The sequence below is a fragment of the Leisingera sp. ABD4_442 genome (genome assembly GCF_056160905.1).
The window spans coordinates 1-15,752 of record NZ_JBSWYB010000031.1 but is presented as its reverse complement, the minus strand read 5'-3'; the positions used below and the strand labels follow the sequence as shown (position 1 = coordinate 15,752).

Sequence of the window (15,752 nt, the reverse complement as noted above, 5' to 3'; positions counted from 1 at the left end):
GAGATCAGCGATGTGGTGTATTCCGCTCCTAGCCTCTCACACCGCCCCCTTCACATCAAGTGGATCAACCTGAACCCGCACTGACTGTCCAAACATCTGCGTTTGCGCTTCAATCATTGGGTGCACATCGTGGGCCGCCTGGACCATGTCTTTGAAGCTCACAATGCGTCCCACGAATGGACCCGCCAACACCTCCAATGCTGCGCCTGGCTCAAACTGGCACATGGCGGCTCGGTCCCGGCTATCAATGATGCGCCGCGCCTCGGCATTCTCCTCCTCGACTTTGCTCAAGAAGGGCTGCACGTGCTTCTGCACCTCCTTCTTGGTAACCACCATCAGCGACGTGTTCAGACCGCGGCACTGGACGGCCTGGGCGAACAGCACCGGTGGGATCTCCGCGAAGATGTAGCCCGGCAAGTAGGCGCTGGTGACGGGCTCCGCGTGGCGCTTCTTGCCCTGGCGTTTGAATTCGATCTTGCGCGGGGCGAATGCCTCAATACCGAGAGCCCGCAGCTGCCGCTCGACGGCGAACTCCCCGCGCTCCTGGCTCACGGTTTCTGCCCCTTCGCCTACTTCCACTTCGAAATGCAGATGGCGCGGCAGGGTGACATTCTTGGTCGTGGTGATGCCCAGATACCAGGTCATGCGTGGTTCCTCTTCTGCCCGGTTGTTCTCTTGTGGCGGAGCGGGTGCCCTGCCCTGACCCGTGAAATCGCGCTGGCCAGCTCATCGCGTGTCCTGATCGCGTAGCGCTGGCGCTGCATGATGACTTCCAGGATGTATTCGGCGTCCCGCTCGTCTTGCGTTTCGATGGCGAAACGGTCGGCCTCGTATTTGCTGTCGATCTTGCTCAAACGTTGATCCCCGCTGCTTGGCATTCCGCCGCTGTGATGAGGTTTGCCTGGATGCATTCCCCGGCCTGGCTGGGGAGGATGGTGTGGGCCCAGGGCTTACGGGCCCGGATATCGGCCGCTCGTGCCTCCAGCACCTTCATCGGATCCGCCTTCACCGATGGCGCCGGTACATGCGCCCGCCAGAAGTCATCGGCAAAGAAGTTCTGGCTGAGCTTGATCCGCTGCTGGTCATATCCAGCCACCCGCTTTCGGTAAACTTCAGTCGCGGCGAAGATGTCGTCAGGTTTTTCGCCTGCGTCGATCAGCGCCTTAACCGCGCCCTCGGTAGCTGCCCACTGATCCTTGTTCGGATAGGCCCGCCACACACGATCAAAGAAAGATCCAAAATCAAAGTGGCCGTGCGGGGCGTCAGCCGCGCAATACTGTTCCTTTTTCGGTTCCTTTACAGGATAGTCTCCAGTGGACTGGAGTTTGCTCGCCTCAAAACTGGAGTTTGCTCCGTCCGAAACTGGAGTTTGCTCGGGGGCTGCCTCCAGTCGGATGGAGTTTGAGCTAACTCCATTTTCTGGAGTTTGCTTTGTCGGCAGCGGCCCATCGCACCCCAAGATGTAGTAAGTGCGCGGCTTCGATGAGCCTGGCACGGTGGAGCGCCGGCGTTTCAAAATGCCGCCTTCTTCCATGGTTTTGAGAGCGTTGTTCAGCGCGCCGTTGGACAGGCCGGTCTTCCGCATGAGCGTATCCTGAGACGGGAAGCAAGCCATCTCAGGGTCGCGCTCATCATTGTGGTGATCGCACAAGTGGAAGAGAATGCGGAACGCACCAGCTTTGACAGCTTCTGGCGGGAGGAGAGCCAGCCATGCGTTAGCCTTGTGGCTCATGAGATTTGCCCCCTGATCTCGACATAGACCGCCCCGCCCTTCTCAACCTGGCCGAACTCAACCGGCCACAGACAGCGGAATCCGTGGTCATCAACGCCCATTGCATCGGCGATGCCGTCAATCAGCGGCTTCATCTGGCCGGGCATGTTCTGAAGGTCGCGCCGCAGGCGGTTCGGCGGGCAGAAAGTGAAGGCCAGCACCGCTGCCGGATCGGCCTTCACCCGAGCCAATTTGGCCTGCCAGTGGCTTGTCTGGCGATAGGCTTTGGTCGCCGCCGCCTTGGGGCGCCAGTGGCCCTTGGCGTGCGGCTGCAGGCCTTTCGGCGGCCAGGGGAACTTGATGACCTGCGCCATCAGGCAGCCCTCCCGATGAATTCAGGGTTGCCGTCATACCGGGCATCAAACAGATACCAGGCGCAGTTATCCTTGCCCGTCTGGTTCGTGTTTTCGATCCAGCAGAGACGGCCGACAGAAACCACCTTAGGGCAATGCCGCAGATACGGCTGGGCCTGCAGGGTGTGCTTCCAGTCGGCATCGAACAAGAGCCAGGTCGGCCGCATGGAGCAGAACTGCATAATCATCTCGTGGAGCAGCTTGCGCGACCAAACGGGGTTCGTGATGATGTGCGTGGCTCCGGTAGTGTCCAGGTCCGCCGGCGACACAGTGAGAGCATCCAGGCGGTAGACGCCCTCGCATTCCGGGGCAATGTCAGTGGCCGCCACGCACTCAGGGCCATAGGGCTGCAGGTTCTTGATCAGGTCCGCGGCGCCCGCGCAAGGCTCCCAGAAGCGGACACCCCACGGAAGATGAGGCGCCAGCAAGGCTGCCGCCCGCGGGTCGAAAGTGCGGTACTTGTCCTGCGGTCTGCGCTTGAAGTTGCTGCGCTTTCCCATCAGTTTTTCCCCGCTGCCCGGCGCATCCGCTTGATGCAGCAAGCTCGGATCACTTTGCGCTCTTTGAGGTCATCAGCCAGGATCAGCCGGCGGCGTTCGATCCGCACATGCAGCTTTGCCAAGCGCTCGATCTGTTCCGCGTCTGCAAACTGGAACCACGGGGCATCGATCCCGAAAGGCTCGACCAGCGGCGGGCCGCCGTTGTCGCCGATCATGGCGGCAAGGCGTTCGGCTTCCCGGTCCTGAGCCGCTTCTTCGGCCTGCTGCTCCCGTTCCAGGCGCAAAAAAAGCAGGTCCAGCGGGTCAGCCTGTACACCGGCTGGTGGTGTACAAGCACTGGCCGCGTCGGCTGCATGAAAGGAGGTCGGGCGGATCAATGCAGTCATTTGCGGAGCCACCCCATCTGAGAGGCGCCAGCAAAGAATGCGCCGTCTATCCGGTCCTTCGCTTGCTTGAATGTGCCGGCGTCGTCAGAGCGCGCCGGAGCCGACCGCTTCAGCAGCCGCTCAAACAGCTCATAGCCCGCCCGATCCATCTGGAAGGTGAGCAAGCCGCTTTCGGCGCTGGGAATGGCTTTCAGATGTTCGTCGGCCATCAGTGCTTGCTCGCGAATTGACCGCAGGCCCAGGCAGCGACACCATCGAACAGCTTGCCCCTCTTCTTGGTGTGGACCTGAACCAGAGCGCAGAAGCCGAATCCCTGGTTCTTACCCTTGGTCACCTCACCGTCGCGATAGTGGGCGCAGGCAGTGCAACGCTTGTTCAGATCCGGCCGCGCCCAGGTGCATTGGCCGGCCTTTGTCGCCGCAATGCGCGCTGTCAGGTCGCCGCCGTCAAGGTTCTGGTGAGTTGGATCTTTCATAGGCATAGGCATTCCTCCTGTGCTTAAGGACGGGTTCACTCGTTGAGAGGGTCTGGCGCCGCGCGCCGATCCGGCGAAAATCTCGCCGTCTTCAGTTCAAATTCAGGGGATCAATCTGGGCCGGTAAAAAATCACGCTCCGGCTCTTTAACTACTGCTCGACTGACCACTGCCTCTGTTGGGGAGAGAGATAGGATGGGTGCTGCTTCACGGCGGAACCCAAGCTTTTACGAGGAATTTACCGCCTTTCCGGTAGTGTAATGAAGTCGAGTTACGCCAGTAGTTGAGGTAAGCGGTTTCGATGTCCGACAATTCAAGCATCGGCATCTCCATCAATGGAGTGGAACACCCGGTTCTTTGCGGTATCTGCGAGACGCCGGTATCCTTCGTGGGAGGAAAGAACGGTAAGGTCCTGGATGCCGGATGTGCCAAGTGTGCAAACGTTGCAGATATTCTGGAGGTCCTGGCGATGGCCGCGGAGTATACTAAAGACAAGGAGATGCAGCATCTCAGCCAAATAGCTCGGGGAGTGCCACGCAGTCTTAGAGCCATGAGAATTGATGGTCAGACCACGCACGATCAGGTCTATCGCTTCATTGTCGATCTCAGCCTTTGAAAAACCGCGAGCTGGAGAGTTGCTCGCGCCACCGTCCAAGGCAGCGAAAGCGAAACCGCAAGAAACCTCGCTCATGTCCCCGGCTTGTTGGGGTCGCCTTAAGGAATACTGGCCTATGATCCACCCGCTTTGGTTTCGAAGGATTTGAGAATGAGTGACAACATTGTGTACTTCGACGGATGCACGACTTTCGGAAAAGCCGGCGGATCCATCCAAGTCGAGCTGGAAGCAAATATGCTCGACCCCGCGCTCAATGGCAGCGTCGAAGTAAGGCGCGCAGTGACGGCCCGCCTCAGATGCAGCAGCGCCGCCGCCATGCAGCTGGTCGAGGCCTTGCAAAGAGCAATCGCGATGGCAAACAAAGAGCCCAGCGATACCCCCGTCACTAAGAACTGACATCACCCCTGCCCCCTCTCGTGAGCGGCTGCCCTGCTTATCTGGGAAACGTTGCCCGCAACCTGAGCCTCGAAATACTCCGCCATCTTGGTGAATTCGGCGGCCGCCTCGCGGGACTCGACCGCCGCGGAGGCATGATCCCCGGCCTTTCCTGACTGCGCGGCCCGGATTCCGGCGGCGACGGCCTGACCGCCCTCCTCCGACGCGCGCCCCGAAAGCGCGAACAAGCACACATCCATATTCGGAACCGTCGTGGCTGTCCGGTAGCTGTCAAAGCAGTGGTTGCCGGTGGCGTCCATCAGCGCCCAGGCCCAGAGCAACGGCACCTCGGCGTGACCGCCCTTGATCTTGGAGAGGGTGCCAATGCTGATCGGGTGCCCGACTGCGGAGGAGATGACCGAGGCAGCGGCTTCCTTGCCGCCAGCTTGCGTCACCAGGTTGTCAAACATTTGCGCGGCGATCTTAGGCTGCATGGAAAGGCCTTTTCCTTGGGTTTCGGCTCCCCCGCTTCCATTGTGTGAGCATGGATGCAGGCGGATTTGGTTTTGCTAAGAGAATGGAGGGAGGCGGCTGGTCACTGGCGCACCGTCGGGCGCGGAGAAGATCTTTCAGCCCAAAACGCCGCGATGGAGGCGCTAATTTTGCTTGCGGTTTCAGGCCAAACACGCCCACCAGACCGCAGCCTTTCAAGCAGCCGGCCATTGTTGGCGATCAGAATGCCGATCCTGTGATCGGAAAGGCCCGTCTCGCTCTGAATTTGCTCAAGTTCGGTAAGGAGATCATGGGTCATGCGCCACAATATGCACGCTATTGCGTGTAAGTCAATGCACGCTATTGCGTTGAGACGTGCGTGCAACGCGGTGATAGGCTTAAGCCTATGAAAAACGGTTGGTTTGATCGATTGTCAGAAGTGATTGCGGATGACCCCAGGTCTATGCGCGCCTTAAGCCTTGAGGCGGGGCTGGGGCCAAACTTCATCTCCCAAATGCTGAAGAACAAGAAGGATCCGGGGGGCGACAAACTCTTTTCGATCCTGAGCAAATTGGATCAGTCCGCCATAGCCTTCATCTTCTTGGGCATCCGCATTAGCGCGGAGGACCTTGAGATGCTTGGCCTCTATTCTGAACTTCCAGAGCGGGCCCGTGGTCAGTTCCGCGAGCTTCTGGGCTCACTGTCTCACGGCGCAGATAATCCATAGCGATACTCTTTGCTGACGGCGACAGCTTTGACCACAGCTCCAAAACCTCAATCAGCTCGCTAACTTCAAGCATACATCCCCCACACTATCATACTGACATAGCCGCAGCAGACTTGCGGCCAACTTCCCGCCAATGCGGTATGGGAGCGTGAGGGGCGCTGCGAGGCCTGGGGCCGAGGCTCATCCTGCACTTTGCAGTATTCTGATATGAACAAATGGGGAACATTGCAAGTCGCAAGATGTAGCACAGGCGAAGAGTGAGAAACGTGGTAGTATCGCAGTGCGAGCGCTAGATGTGGTGGAATCACCCATTCACTCTATACTCTCACAGCGACAGCAGCGGGCCAGCTATGGACGCGCTAGAAGGGTTGGCCTGAGCCCAATGCCGCCCTTGCCTTTCAGCTGGGATGCCGCAGGCGCACTAGGCCGGAAGCGCCCTCAAAGGCGACCTTCGCATCAGGCGCAGCAATGGCTATGCAGCCGATGCGAAGCATTTCGACCTCCTTCCCGAAAGCTGCCATTCGTCAGGTGGTCGCGGCCCAGGCTGGTTCCGCGTTCGTCACTGAGGTCAGCTATGCGCAATTGCGACCTTTCCAAAGCCGGCTCTCCCGAACTGTAGGATGGACCTGACGGTGCAATGCCACAAAATACTATCACACCCTCGGGTTTATCTTTCTGGGCGGTACAATGTGAACCCGACCTTCAAAGGTTCCAAAGTTTCTCCTTAACTTTCTGTTTTCACGCTCCTCAAGGAAACTACAAACGTCATCCTCGAAGGTGTCCGAGTTCATTGCAGCCAAAGGTAATTGTGTCACGCGAAACTTTGGGCTTGCTAGAGGGGCTACTCCATCCACCCTGGAAAAATATTTTGAGTGGATGAAACCGACTAACTCCGAATGGTTTGTAACGAGAAAATGCATATCACCAACGTAACCAAGGAAGCTCTTTCGTTCTTCAAAACTCAAACTCTTGTCTGGAAAGATGCCTAACCGATCTGAATGTATGCAGTAGCTGCCACCGTACTGAACTTCCTTAAAAGCTCGACCAATATAGATGAAATAGTCATTAGGGACTTCAAGAACCAGGCGAAATCTTTCGTTTCGTTTTCGGCGAGACTCTGCAGCCTTTTCAATAACTTCATCCACCACCTTTAGTTCAAATACCTCTTCTGGAAGAGCATACTCAGTGGCGGCTTCAATGACACAGAATTTTAGAAAACACCATCTCTTTATAGAAACAAAGACTTCTGGATCAAAATAGTTGCCAGTGGATTTGAAAACACTCTGAAACTGATTTGCCATTTCGTTTTCGATTCGGGACATCCAGTTGTTGTTGCAATCGAGGCAAACAACCTTGCTTGTATTGAGGAAAGAGTGTTCACCGCCCTTAAATTGACCTCTCGCAGGTACTAGTTTTCCATCTTTACCATTGCGGTCTTCTATGTGCGAAGGTTTGGGAACTTCATCAGCTACTGGATACACCTTTCGAAGCCAAGCACCCCAAATGTGCTCTCTACTGTTAGCTTTATTATGACAAAAAATGCACTGCATAACTGTCGACCTTTCACCGCACTCTCACGACTTTCTACCTTGAAACGGCTTTGTGGCACAAATCGGGATTGGAGCGGACTTCCCCTTCCCGAAAGCTGACCATCAGAGAGCCAAGGCAGTCGAAGTCGATGCTGCTTCAAGATCTGCGATGCGTAGAACTGCCGACCGTAGAACCTGTAGCAAGGTAGGAGGTCCAGTCACCTTTCGAACGTCTGCTTCGGGAGTGGGTGGTGCTCCATGTGCCCAAGGCGAAGGTCAGACTCTGCAAAGTTCGCAACCTGCAGCAAAGCTGCCACTCCTCGCTGTCTATGCTGCGTGAGCGGCGAACGGCGGTTCCGTCCCGGCCTCGTCGGTCTCGCCCATTCCCAAGCGAAGCCCCCTCTATCTTGCCCCCTCTTAGTCCCTAACCCCGCTCCGGTGGGCTTTTTTCTTTGCGCGCACGCTGCGCTGGTGTTTGCCAAAGAGGAAAGGCGATTCTGCAGGACCGGAAAGTGAGTGCACGCTTTTGCGTTCATTTTTAGTTGACGCGCACGCTATTGCGTGCAATCTTACTCCCAAGCAAAGGGAGAACCGAGATGCACAGCACGGCCTTCAAGGAAATCGAACTGACGGATCGCAGCGGCGAGGACTTCGGGGGTTCCGCCGAGTTCTGCTGGACCGCTTCCCGCGTACCGGCTGACCCGGAAACCGGTGAGGCCGGCGGCTGGGAAGCATACGCTTCCATCGCCTTCGCCCTGGTCGATGACATGCTCTACAGCCGCGACGAGCTGGTCCTGCGCTTCGGGAAAGCAGAGGTGACCCGCATCGAGGCCTATTTCGAGGAAGAGGCTTTCCCTGAGGAACTGACCGAGTTCGAGAACATCTACGATGACGAGGACGCCAAGTTTGACGCTGCCGCCCTCCTCCGCGCAGCTGAGCCGCTTTTGGCTATTGCAGCTGAGTGATTTCCATGGAACAAGTTAAACTCAAGGTTGAGCCACTCCTTAGGGAAGCAGGCTCGCCCCCGGCGGGCGCCACCAAGCGCCACCACTCACAACGAACGGCTCGCCGGGGGCTCGATCACAACTTCAGCACAAGCACATGGGCACACCCTGCCCTGCAGCGCCCGCGCCGCGGCCGCCACACCGCAATGCACGTCCTCTTCTGGGCCTGCATGGCAATCGGCGGCCTCTCCATTGGTGCCCAGCTGACCGGCCACGCCGAGGCCCTGCGCACCATGTGGCACCAGAACCCCTGAACTCCCCTACGGGCGCCCCTGTCACACGTCCCGGCGCCCCACTCTCCCCGGCGGTGCATCTGTGCCCGCAGAACGCCGTCGGGGGCTTTTTGAAAGGAGCGAGACATGAACCAGTTTTCACCCGTGAAGCTGCACAATGCAGAACAAGGCAGCGATGAATGGCACCAGCTGCGCTGCGGCGTGCTGACTGCAAGCACAGTCAAAGAGATCGTGACGCCGACGCTCAAGCTGGCCGCCAACGACAAAACCCGCGCCCTGGCGAACAAGATCGCTGTGCAGCGCATTACCGGCATCCCGGAGGAAGAGGGTTACACCTCCGAGAAGATGCTGCGCGGCCATATCGACGAGGAAGTTGCCCGCGACCTCTATGCCAAGAAGTACGCCACCGTGAGCGAGGTGGGCTTCATCACCAATGACCGCTTTTCGCACTTCGGCTATTCGCCTGACGGCCTGGTCGGCGCTGACGGATTGATCGAGGTGAAGAGCCGCGACCCGCATCTGCACATCGCCAGCATCAACGCCCGGGAGCGTGGCGAAGGCATCCCCAAGGAGTACATGGCCCAGGTGCAGGCCGGGCTGCTGCTATCCGGCCGGGACTGGTGCGACTTCATCAGCTTCTCACACGGCCTGCCGATGATGGTGCATCGCGTCGTGCCGGATCCTGACTATCAGGCGGCCATTGCCGAGGCCGCCCGCGCCTTCGAGGAAACCGTGCAGGGCATCATCGCCGATTATCACACTGCCACTGCGAACGCCTCCGTCTACACCCCTACTGAACGTATCGACTATGAAGGGATGATCCTGTGACCTCTATTCTGCACACCATCGCTGCCAAGTCCGACCAGCTGAACGCCGATGACCTGATTGGCGGCGACCGCACCATCCGCGTGACTAGCGTAAGGGTGAACACCTCCGAAGACCAGCCCGTCTGGATCCAGTTCGAAGGCGACAACGGCAAGCCGTTCAAGCCCTGCAAGACCATGCGCCGGCTCCTGATCCGCGTCTGGGGTGACGATAGCGCCGCTTATGTCGGCCGCTCAATGACGCTCTATCTCGACCCAGAAGTGAAGTACGGCGGCATGAAGGTTGGCGGCATCCGCATCTCGCACCTTTCGCACATGGAGGCGCCGCAGTCGTTCTTTCTCGCTGAAACCCGGGGCAAGAAGAAGCAGCACAGGGTTGAGCCGCTGGCAGCGCCGCAGGAGCAACAGATGCCCGCCGAGCCGACTGCCGAGGAAATCAACGCCGTCCTGCATGATGCTGAAAAAGCGGCGAAACGCGGCAAGGAAGCTTTTACCGCATGGTGGAACAGCGAGAAGGTCAAAGCCAATGACAACTGGGCACGCAAAGTTGTCAACGGTTTGCTGCCCGGCACCGAGATCAAACTCGACGCGCTGCAGAAGATTGCCATGCAGGCTGATCAGGCTGCCGCGCAGGATGACGACGCGGTGACCGAGGATGATCCGTTCAGCACCAGTGAGCAGGTCGCCTGATGGACAAGGCGCCCGACATTCTGCTGATCAAGACGCCTCGGGGTCTGGAGCCCTACGGCCGGCACAGCGCGCCGATGCTGGAGGATCTGGTGCCTGGGCAAGTCCTGACCGCCAAACCTCGCAAAGGCCGCGGCCTGCCCCGCAACTCCGCCTACTGGGCTGGCCTGCACACCGCCATTGAGCATTGCGACGTCTGGCCCACGACCGAGCGCCTGCATGCCGACCTCAAGAAGTACTGCGGCTATGTCGATGAGTATTTCAGCCCTCTGACCGGGCAATGGGAGGTCCGTGTGCAGTCCACGGCCTTCAGCAAGATGAACGAGAGCGAGTTTGCCCAGTACTTCCGCAAGGCGCAGCTGCGCTTCATTTCAGAGATGGGCTTTGACCCCTGGCTGCAGGTGGCGAAATGAACATCATGAACCGCGGCCCGCTTGGCCTCAAGCAGCCCAAGGCCAAACCGAACCCGGAGCATTTACGCAAAGTACGCGCCCTACCCTGCTGTATTTGCGAAGCTTTCGGGTTCACTCAGCTTTCGCCGACCACAGCCCATCACCCGATCTGCGAGCGCCACGGCAACGAGCGCGTACCGGATCACGAAGCCATCCCGCTGTGCGACGGCCACCACCAGGGCGACTTTGACACAACCAAGATCGCCATCCACCGCGACCGCGAGCTCTGGGTCGAATGGTACGGCTCAGACCGCGACTGGATCGCCGCCACCCAGGATCGCATCAACGCTGCGCCCTGACAGCAACCGGGCACCCGAACCAGCATGAAGCAGCCGCACCCCGCGGCCTGCCAGAAACCCGCCAGACCTGGTTCACTCTCTTTGCCGCAATACCCGCCCGGTTGCTTTCAAGACGCAGTTTAAACCCTTGGAGAAACGCATGATCGAATTCTTTGCAGGCATCGCCATGGGTGCGTGCGGCGTGATCGCCCTCGCCTATGTGAAGCGCAACGAACAGGCCGCGCCGCCAGCTCCCACCACCCCGACCCGGGCACAGCTGGAGGCAGCAATCCGCATTGCGCAGACGAACCTGCGCATCCTTGAAAGCCGGAACCAGTTCGACCCATCGGGCGCCAAGCAGGCCGGAAAGGCCCTGAAGCGCATGGAGCAAGCCCTGGCCGTGCCCGCTTCGGCAGAAGATCAAAACGCCGCACTACAGGAGGTGAAATAGATGGAGCAAGCCCGCCCATTCTCTGCGGACACCCTGGCCGAACGCTGGGGCTGCTCCGCCGAAAGCGTGCGCGAACTGGCACGCAACCAAAAGATCCGTTATTTCCGCGTCGGGAAAATGTACCGCTTCCCCCAATCCGCAGTTGAGGAATTCGAATGCCAGACATCAACATCGGACGCCTCCGCGGCGGCCTCTGCGTCTACTGGGACGACCCTGAAACTGGAAAACGAAAGCGGTATCAGCTTGCGGCACGCACCCGAAAGGAAGCGGAAGCCGAGGCAGTAGATGTTTTCCGGCGTGAGACCTTCAAGTCCATGCCCCGGGGCGCAACAGTGCAGCAGATCTGGGACGCCTACGTTACAGACTTGGGGGACAAGCCCACGGCGAAAACGATGGGCTACACGGGTAAGGCTATCCTCCCCCACTTCGGCCCCTTCCTGCCGCAGGATATCGACAAGCCCCTTTGCCAGGCCTACCAGCGCGAGCGCCTTGCAGCTGGGAAAAAACAGGGGTCGATTTGGACCGAGTTAGGGCACCTCCAGAGTGCGCTGAATTTCGGGAAGAAAGCTCGCATGTTCGAGGGCGCCACTCCCCACATCTGGCGGCCGGCCAAGCCCGACAGCGATAAGCGAATCCTGAACACCAAGGAAATCCGCGCGCTGATCAGCGCCGCGCACGACCCGCACATTCGCCTCGCCTTGATCCTGCTACTGGGCACTGCGGCCCGCGTCGGCGCGGTCCTTGACCTCACTTGGGACCGGATCGACCTGGAGCGCGGTGTGATCAACCTCCGCAAAGAGGACGGCGCCACCAGAAAAGGCCGCGCGGTTGTCCCAATGAACGCCAGCACCCGCGCAGCGCTGCAGACCGCGAGCGATGCCGCGCTGAGCGATTATGTGATCGAGTATGCCGGCGGCCCGGTTAAGAGCATCCGTAAGGGCGTGTCAAATGCCATCGAGCGCGCGGGCATCGGTCACGTCACAATCCACGAGCTTCGCCACACGGCTGCCGTCCACCTGCTGGGCGCAGGCATCCCGATTGAAAAGGTTTCGCAGTACCTGGGCCACAGCAACGTGCAAATCACGTTCAAAACCTATGCCCGATTCCTGCCTGATCAGATGCAGGACGCGGCCGAGGTGCTGGATTTCATGAACTTCAGGAAAGCAAACTAGGTTCATGGAACCGCTGTGCGCTTCGCAGATCCGCAGTCGACAGAGCGTCAAACCTAATGATTTCAAGGGGTTGAATGGTGGGTCGTGAGAGGCTCGAACTCCCGACATCTTCGGTGTAAACGAAGCGCTCTACCAACTGAGCTAACGACCCGATGAGCGGGGATTTAGACAAAGCCGCCGGGCAGCGCAAGAGGAAAATCAGAAATTTTTTTCCGCCGCGCCCGGCTCATTCCAAAACAGTTTCCACTCCGTTTTCCAGCACATAGACGCAGCCCTGCCCGTTCGGCAGCGCCGCCATACGGTCCCGGCTCAGCCCGCAGACGATGCCGCGCATCACCTGCCCCAGCAGCCCATGCGCCACCACCACCGACGGGCCGCTCAGCGATTGCATGAACTCCAGAATGCGGCCGTGGAAACTGGTATAGCCTTCGCCGCCCGGCGCTTCGCAGAACAGATCCAGATTGCGCGGGTTGGCGCCATGGATCTGCGGGTACTTTGCCGCCACCTCCTCCAGGGTCATGCCCTGAAAGTCGCCTGCATAAGCCTCAGCCAGGCGCGGGTCGGTCGCAAAAGGCGCGCCGCCCAGCGCGATATCGGCGGTCTGCTGCGCCCGCCCCAGCGGCGAGGCAAAACAGGCAGGCCGCTGCGCCATAACCGGCGCCATCAGCTCTGCCTGGCGGCGGGCGTGTTCGATCCCCAGCGCCGACAGCGGTGATTCCAGCTGCCCCTGAATGCGGTGTTCAGCATTCCATTCGGTCTGCCCATGCCGCAGCAGCCAGATTTTCGGAAATTGCATCAGATGCCCCCTGCCCGGTTCCTCAGGCAAAGTGGTAACGGCACCAGCCGCACAGCGGAACCCCGGAAAAGAGAAAAGGCGCTCAACCTGTTCAGGGAGCGCCTTTCCAAAATGATGGTGGGTGATAAGAGATTTGAACTCCTGACATCTTCGATGTGAACGAAGCGCTCTACCACTGAGCTAATCACCCGTGAGGCAGGCTTTTAACTGTCAGCCGCAGCCTCTGCAAGAGGGTCATTGGAAGATTTTTCGCCCTCCCCGGCATTTTCTTTGGCGGCTTCCGGCGCCGCCGCGGGCTGGCGCAGCTTGCAGACATAGACTGTACCGTTGCTGCGCTCCTGGCTGCGGTTGATGCGCATCTTCCCGAAGGGCTTCAGGTTCAGCTCCCGGCCCTCAGCCACGGCCTCCCCCAGCGCGGCCAGTACCGCTTCCACCACCGGCTTGGCGTCCTTCTTCTTAACACCGCTGCGCTCCACGGCCATTTCAATCAGTTCTTTCTTGGCCAGCTCAGGGGCAGACACCACTGGCGCCGCTGCGGCAACAACTACCGGCGCCGGCGCCGCAGCTGCGGTCTCAGGCGCCTTTTGCACCGGGGTTATCCTAGACTGCGGCTTGGCAGCTGCCGCAGCTGCGGGTTTTGCTCCCGCGCTCAATGTGCCCGTCTTGCGGCTGGTTGCCTTGCGCGCCCCGGTTTTGCGCGCAGCCGTGCTGCTCTTGCTGGTTGCTCGTGCCATCTTATGCCCCATTCCACCTGTTATTGCGCCCGGCGCCTGCCCCTTGATCCGCCCCTGAAGAAAGCCGGGCGGCGGGCGGACGGGCTTGTCCTGTCCACAGAGGATAGCACAAAACCTCCGCCGCCGTGAACCTGTTAGGATCCTGATCCTAGCAATCCGGCAGCGCCTCGCGCCGGATCATGGTCCGCAGGGTAAAGCTGGACCGGGTGTTGCGAATGCCCGGAACCCGCATCAGCCGGTCCTCCAGAAAGCGGTCGAAATCCGGCAGATCCTCGGCCACCACCCGCAGCAGGATGTCCCGTGTGCCGGTCATCAGATAGCATTCCATCACCTGGTCGAACTTGCGCACTGCTGCTTCAAACGCCTGCAGCGCCTCGGCCGACTGCCGCTCCAGCTCCACCGCGACAAAGATTGTCACCGGCAGCCCCAGCTTGGCCTGATCCACCCGCGCCGAATAGCCGCTGATCACGCCGCTGTCCTCCAGGTTCGCCACCCGCCGGGCGCAGGGGGTGGGCGACAGGCCGACCATCTCCGACAGTTCGGAAATCTTCAGCCGGCCGTTGCGCTGCAGCGCGGCCACAATCTTGCGGTCAATCGAATCCATGGCGATTACCTCTATTATTTCGCCAACCTTTAGAGCTTTTCGCCAAATCATACAATTTCACCTCCGGTTTTTAGTGAAAATCCGCGCCGCCGGGCCAGTATCCTGAATGAAGGCTGAGGAGGAACATTCCCAATGACAGTGACGGCCGTCGCATCAGACACCCACGAAGAGATTTACCGCGTCGAGGAGCCATCCGCTGGCCTCCTGGGCTTTATCGCCGTGCATTCCACCCGGCTGGGCCCGGCAGCCGGGGGCCTGCGCATGCGCCCCTACGCCAGCGAGGACGAGGCCCTGACAGACGTCATGCGGCTCAGCGAAGGCATGACCTACAAGAACGCGGCGGCTGGGCTGACGCTCGGCGGCGGCAAGGCGGTGATCATCGGCGATCCGGCCAAGGACAAGTCGCCAGAGCTGCTGCGCGCCTTTGCCCGCGCCATCGAAGGGCTGGACGGCCGCTATTTCACAGCCGAAGACATGGGCATGAGCCCGGCCGACATGGGCATCCTGGCCGAGGAAACCCGGTTCGTGGCCGGCCTCGCGGATGGTGAGTTCGCCAGCGGCGACCCCTCGCCAGTCACTGCGCGCGGCATCTTCAACGCAATCCGAACCGCCCGCGCCCACAAGCATGGCAGCCGCGAACTGGACCGCGTCACCGTGTCGGTTCAGGGCCTGGGGCACGTGGGCTGGTATCTCTGCCAGTTCCTGCACGAGGCCGGCGCCAAGCTGGTGGTCACCGACATCGACGCGGCCCGTGTCGAACAGGCAGTTGCCGAATTCGGTGCCAAGGCAGTGCCCCTGGAAGGGATCTACAGCGCCGAGGCAGACGTTTTTGCTCCCTGCGCCATCGGCGGCATCCTGAACACCCGCACCATCCCGCAGCTGAAGGCGGATATCGTCGCGGGCGGCGCCAACAACCAGCTGGCCACGGCCGGGGACGGCGCGGCGCTGCACGCCCGCGGCATTCTTTACGCGCCCGATTTCGTGGCCAACGGCGGCGGCATCATCAACGTCGCGACCGAGATCCAGAAGATCAAGGACCGTGAGGGCTTCGTCGCCAAGAAGCTGCAAGCGCTGGATGAAACCATGGCGGCGATCCTGACCCAGGCCCAGGCGGCGGATGTCAGCCCGGCAGAAGTTGCGGTTGCCACGGTGCAGGCCAAGATGGCCGGTGCCAGCAAGGCCGCCTGACCCCATTATCAGAAGGGCTGCGGGGAACTCCCGCACCCGCAGGACGCTTGGCCTGCGGCCGGGCATCCTCCGGATTTTGGGCCCGGCGGCCTGCCCCCTCCGGGGC

The 15,752-nt window shown here is 60.1% G+C and carries 26 protein-coding genes and 2 tRNA genes; 12 read left to right on the top strand and 16 right to left on the bottom strand.

Annotation, left to right across the window (positions count from 1 at the left end):
- Positions 1-36 precede the first annotated feature (36 nt).
- The 8 genes from nusG to ACXAHG_RS18265 are packed head-to-tail and all read right to left on the bottom strand — an operon-like array spanning position 37 to position 3,485.
- Positions 37-645: a transcription termination/antitermination protein NusG gene (nusG, locus tag ACXAHG_RS18300; RefSeq protein WP_475059609.1), complete on the bottom strand. Its 609-nt coding sequence runs from the start codon at positions 643-645 to the stop codon at positions 37-39.
- The gene (locus ACXAHG_RS18295; protein WP_475059607.1) at positions 642-854 is read right to left on the bottom strand and encodes a hypothetical protein; all 213 of its coding nucleotides are present in this window, start codon (positions 852-854) and stop codon (positions 642-644) included. The genes nusG and ACXAHG_RS18295 overlap by 4 nt, the downstream gene beginning before the upstream one ends.
- A complete protein-coding gene (locus tag ACXAHG_RS18290; RefSeq protein ID WP_475059605.1) occupies positions 851-1,732 on the bottom strand; it encodes a helix-turn-helix domain-containing protein in 882 nt (293 codons plus the stop codon). The genes ACXAHG_RS18295 and ACXAHG_RS18290 overlap by 4 nt, the downstream gene beginning before the upstream one ends.
- Complete coding sequence (locus tag ACXAHG_RS18285) at positions 1,729-2,085, bottom strand: RusA family crossover junction endodeoxyribonuclease (protein ID WP_475059602.1); 357 nt, start codon at positions 2,083-2,085, stop codon at positions 1,729-1,731. Before ACXAHG_RS18285 ends, ACXAHG_RS18290 begins: the two co-directional genes overlap by 4 nt.
- A complete protein-coding gene (locus tag ACXAHG_RS18280) occupies positions 2,085-2,624 on the bottom strand; it encodes a class I SAM-dependent methyltransferase (RefSeq protein WP_475059599.1) in 540 nt (179 codons plus the stop codon). The genes ACXAHG_RS18285 and ACXAHG_RS18280 overlap by 1 nt, the downstream gene beginning before the upstream one ends.
- The gene (locus tag ACXAHG_RS18275; RefSeq protein ID WP_475059596.1) at positions 2,624-3,010 is read right to left on the bottom strand and encodes a hypothetical protein; all 387 of its coding nucleotides are present in this window, start codon (positions 3,008-3,010) and stop codon (positions 2,624-2,626) included. Before ACXAHG_RS18275 ends, ACXAHG_RS18280 begins: the two co-directional genes overlap by 1 nt.
- A complete protein-coding gene (locus ACXAHG_RS18270) occupies positions 3,007-3,219 on the bottom strand; it encodes a hypothetical protein (RefSeq protein ID WP_475059594.1) in 213 nt (70 codons plus the stop codon). The genes ACXAHG_RS18275 and ACXAHG_RS18270 overlap by 4 nt, the downstream gene beginning before the upstream one ends.
- Positions 3,219-3,485, bottom strand: coding sequence for a hypothetical protein (locus ACXAHG_RS18265; protein WP_475059591.1), 267 nt, complete (start codon positions 3,483-3,485; stop codon positions 3,219-3,221). The genes ACXAHG_RS18270 and ACXAHG_RS18265 overlap by 1 nt, the downstream gene beginning before the upstream one ends.
- A gap of 300 nt (positions 3,486-3,785) precedes the next feature.
- Between ACXAHG_RS18265 and ACXAHG_RS18260 the strand changes: the two genes are divergently transcribed.
- Both ACXAHG_RS18260 and ACXAHG_RS18255 read left to right on the top strand, forming a co-directional pair.
- Positions 3,786-4,100: a hypothetical protein gene (locus ACXAHG_RS18260; protein ID WP_475059589.1), complete on the top strand. Its 315-nt coding sequence runs from the start codon at positions 3,786-3,788 to the stop codon at positions 4,098-4,100.
- Between the two features lie 150 nt (positions 4,101-4,250).
- Entirely contained in the window at positions 4,251-4,496 is a 246-nt protein-coding gene (locus ACXAHG_RS18255) for a hypothetical protein (protein ID WP_475059587.1), read from the top strand.
- A 2-nt stretch (positions 4,497-4,498) separates the two neighbouring features.
- Here ACXAHG_RS18255 and ACXAHG_RS18250 read toward each other — a convergent pair whose 3' ends face one another.
- Both ACXAHG_RS18250 and ACXAHG_RS18245 read right to left on the bottom strand, forming a co-directional pair.
- Positions 4,499-4,969 (bottom strand): hypothetical protein, encoded by a 471-nt coding sequence (locus ACXAHG_RS18250; protein ID WP_475059585.1) that lies wholly within the window; start codon positions 4,967-4,969, stop codon positions 4,499-4,501.
- Between the two features lie 101 nt (positions 4,970-5,070).
- Positions 5,071-5,286 carry a hypothetical protein gene (locus tag ACXAHG_RS18245; protein WP_475059583.1) on the bottom strand — a complete coding sequence of 72 codons (216 nt, stop codon included), beginning with the start codon at positions 5,284-5,286 and terminating at the stop codon, positions 5,071-5,073.
- A gap of 87 nt (positions 5,287-5,373) precedes the next feature.
- On the opposite strand from ACXAHG_RS18245, the gene ACXAHG_RS18240 reads away from it, so the two are divergent.
- Positions 5,374-5,694 carry a hypothetical protein gene (locus ACXAHG_RS18240; protein WP_475059581.1) on the top strand — a complete coding sequence of 107 codons (321 nt, stop codon included), beginning with the start codon at positions 5,374-5,376 and terminating at the stop codon, positions 5,692-5,694.
- 653 nt (positions 5,695-6,347) lie between these two features.
- Here the strand turns inward: ACXAHG_RS18240 and ACXAHG_RS18235 are convergent.
- The gene (locus ACXAHG_RS18235) at positions 6,348-7,016 is read right to left on the bottom strand and encodes a hypothetical protein (protein ID WP_475059579.1); all 669 of its coding nucleotides are present in this window, start codon (positions 7,014-7,016) and stop codon (positions 6,348-6,350) included.
- Positions 7,017-7,819: 803 nt separating this feature from the next.
- Here ACXAHG_RS18235 and ACXAHG_RS18230 point away from each other — a divergent pair.
- The 8 genes from ACXAHG_RS18230 to ACXAHG_RS18195 all read left to right on the top strand — a co-directional run bounded on the left by ACXAHG_RS18230 (position 7,820) and on the right by ACXAHG_RS18195 (position 12,324).
- Positions 7,820-8,188 (top strand): hypothetical protein, encoded by a 369-nt coding sequence (locus ACXAHG_RS18230; protein WP_475059576.1) that lies wholly within the window; start codon positions 7,820-7,822, stop codon positions 8,186-8,188.
- Between the two features lie 398 nt (positions 8,189-8,586).
- On the top strand, positions 8,587-9,288 hold the full coding sequence (locus ACXAHG_RS18225; RefSeq protein ID WP_475059574.1) for a lambda exonuclease family protein: 702 nt from the start codon (positions 8,587-8,589) through the stop codon (positions 9,286-9,288).
- On the top strand, positions 9,285-9,974 hold the full coding sequence (locus ACXAHG_RS18220) for a hypothetical protein (RefSeq protein WP_475059572.1): 690 nt from the start codon (positions 9,285-9,287) through the stop codon (positions 9,972-9,974). Before ACXAHG_RS18225 ends, ACXAHG_RS18220 begins: the two co-directional genes overlap by 4 nt.
- Entirely contained in the window at positions 9,974-10,384 is a 411-nt protein-coding gene (locus ACXAHG_RS18215) for a hypothetical protein (protein ID WP_475059569.1), read from the top strand. Before ACXAHG_RS18220 ends, ACXAHG_RS18215 begins: the two co-directional genes overlap by 1 nt.
- A complete protein-coding gene (locus ACXAHG_RS18210; RefSeq protein ID WP_475059567.1) occupies positions 10,381-10,722 on the top strand; it encodes a hypothetical protein in 342 nt (113 codons plus the stop codon). Before ACXAHG_RS18215 ends, ACXAHG_RS18210 begins: the two co-directional genes overlap by 4 nt.
- Before the next feature lie 139 nt (positions 10,723-10,861).
- Positions 10,862-11,152, top strand: coding sequence for a hypothetical protein (locus ACXAHG_RS18205; protein ID WP_475059565.1), 291 nt, complete (start codon positions 10,862-10,864; stop codon positions 11,150-11,152).
- Positions 11,153-11,437 (top strand): helix-turn-helix domain-containing protein, encoded by a 285-nt coding sequence (locus ACXAHG_RS18200; protein WP_475059562.1) that lies wholly within the window; start codon positions 11,153-11,155, stop codon positions 11,435-11,437.
- Complete coding sequence (locus ACXAHG_RS18195) at positions 11,323-12,324, top strand: tyrosine-type recombinase/integrase (RefSeq protein ID WP_475059705.1); 1,002 nt, start codon at positions 11,323-11,325, stop codon at positions 12,322-12,324. The genes ACXAHG_RS18200 and ACXAHG_RS18195 overlap by 115 nt, the downstream gene beginning before the upstream one ends.
- 75 nt (positions 12,325-12,399) lie before the next feature.
- Here the strand turns inward: ACXAHG_RS18195 and ACXAHG_RS18190 are convergent.
- From ACXAHG_RS18190 to ACXAHG_RS18170, 5 genes are all read right to left on the bottom strand, one after another.
- A tRNA-Val gene (locus ACXAHG_RS18190) sits at positions 12,400-12,475 on the bottom strand.
- Between the two features lie 75 nt (positions 12,476-12,550).
- Positions 12,551-13,120, bottom strand: a complete 570-nt coding sequence (locus ACXAHG_RS18185; protein WP_475043905.1) for a histidine phosphatase family protein — start codon at positions 13,118-13,120, stop codon at positions 12,551-12,553.
- Between the two features lie 115 nt (positions 13,121-13,235).
- A tRNA-Val gene (locus tag ACXAHG_RS18180) sits at positions 13,236-13,310 on the bottom strand.
- 13 nt (positions 13,311-13,323) lie between these two features.
- Positions 13,324-13,854: an HU family DNA-binding protein gene (locus ACXAHG_RS18175; protein ID WP_475059560.1), complete on the bottom strand. Its 531-nt coding sequence runs from the start codon at positions 13,852-13,854 to the stop codon at positions 13,324-13,326.
- Positions 13,855-14,002: 148 nt separating this feature from the next.
- Positions 14,003-14,458, bottom strand: coding sequence for an Lrp/AsnC family transcriptional regulator (locus ACXAHG_RS18170; RefSeq protein ID WP_475043909.1), 456 nt, complete (start codon positions 14,456-14,458; stop codon positions 14,003-14,005).
- Positions 14,459-14,590: 132 nt separating this feature from the next.
- On the opposite strand from ACXAHG_RS18170, the gene ACXAHG_RS18165 reads away from it, so the two are divergent.
- Entirely contained in the window at positions 14,591-15,646 is a 1,056-nt protein-coding gene (locus ACXAHG_RS18165) for a Glu/Leu/Phe/Val family dehydrogenase (RefSeq protein ID WP_475059558.1), read from the top strand.
- The last annotated feature ends 106 nt before the right edge of the window (positions 15,647-15,752 follow it).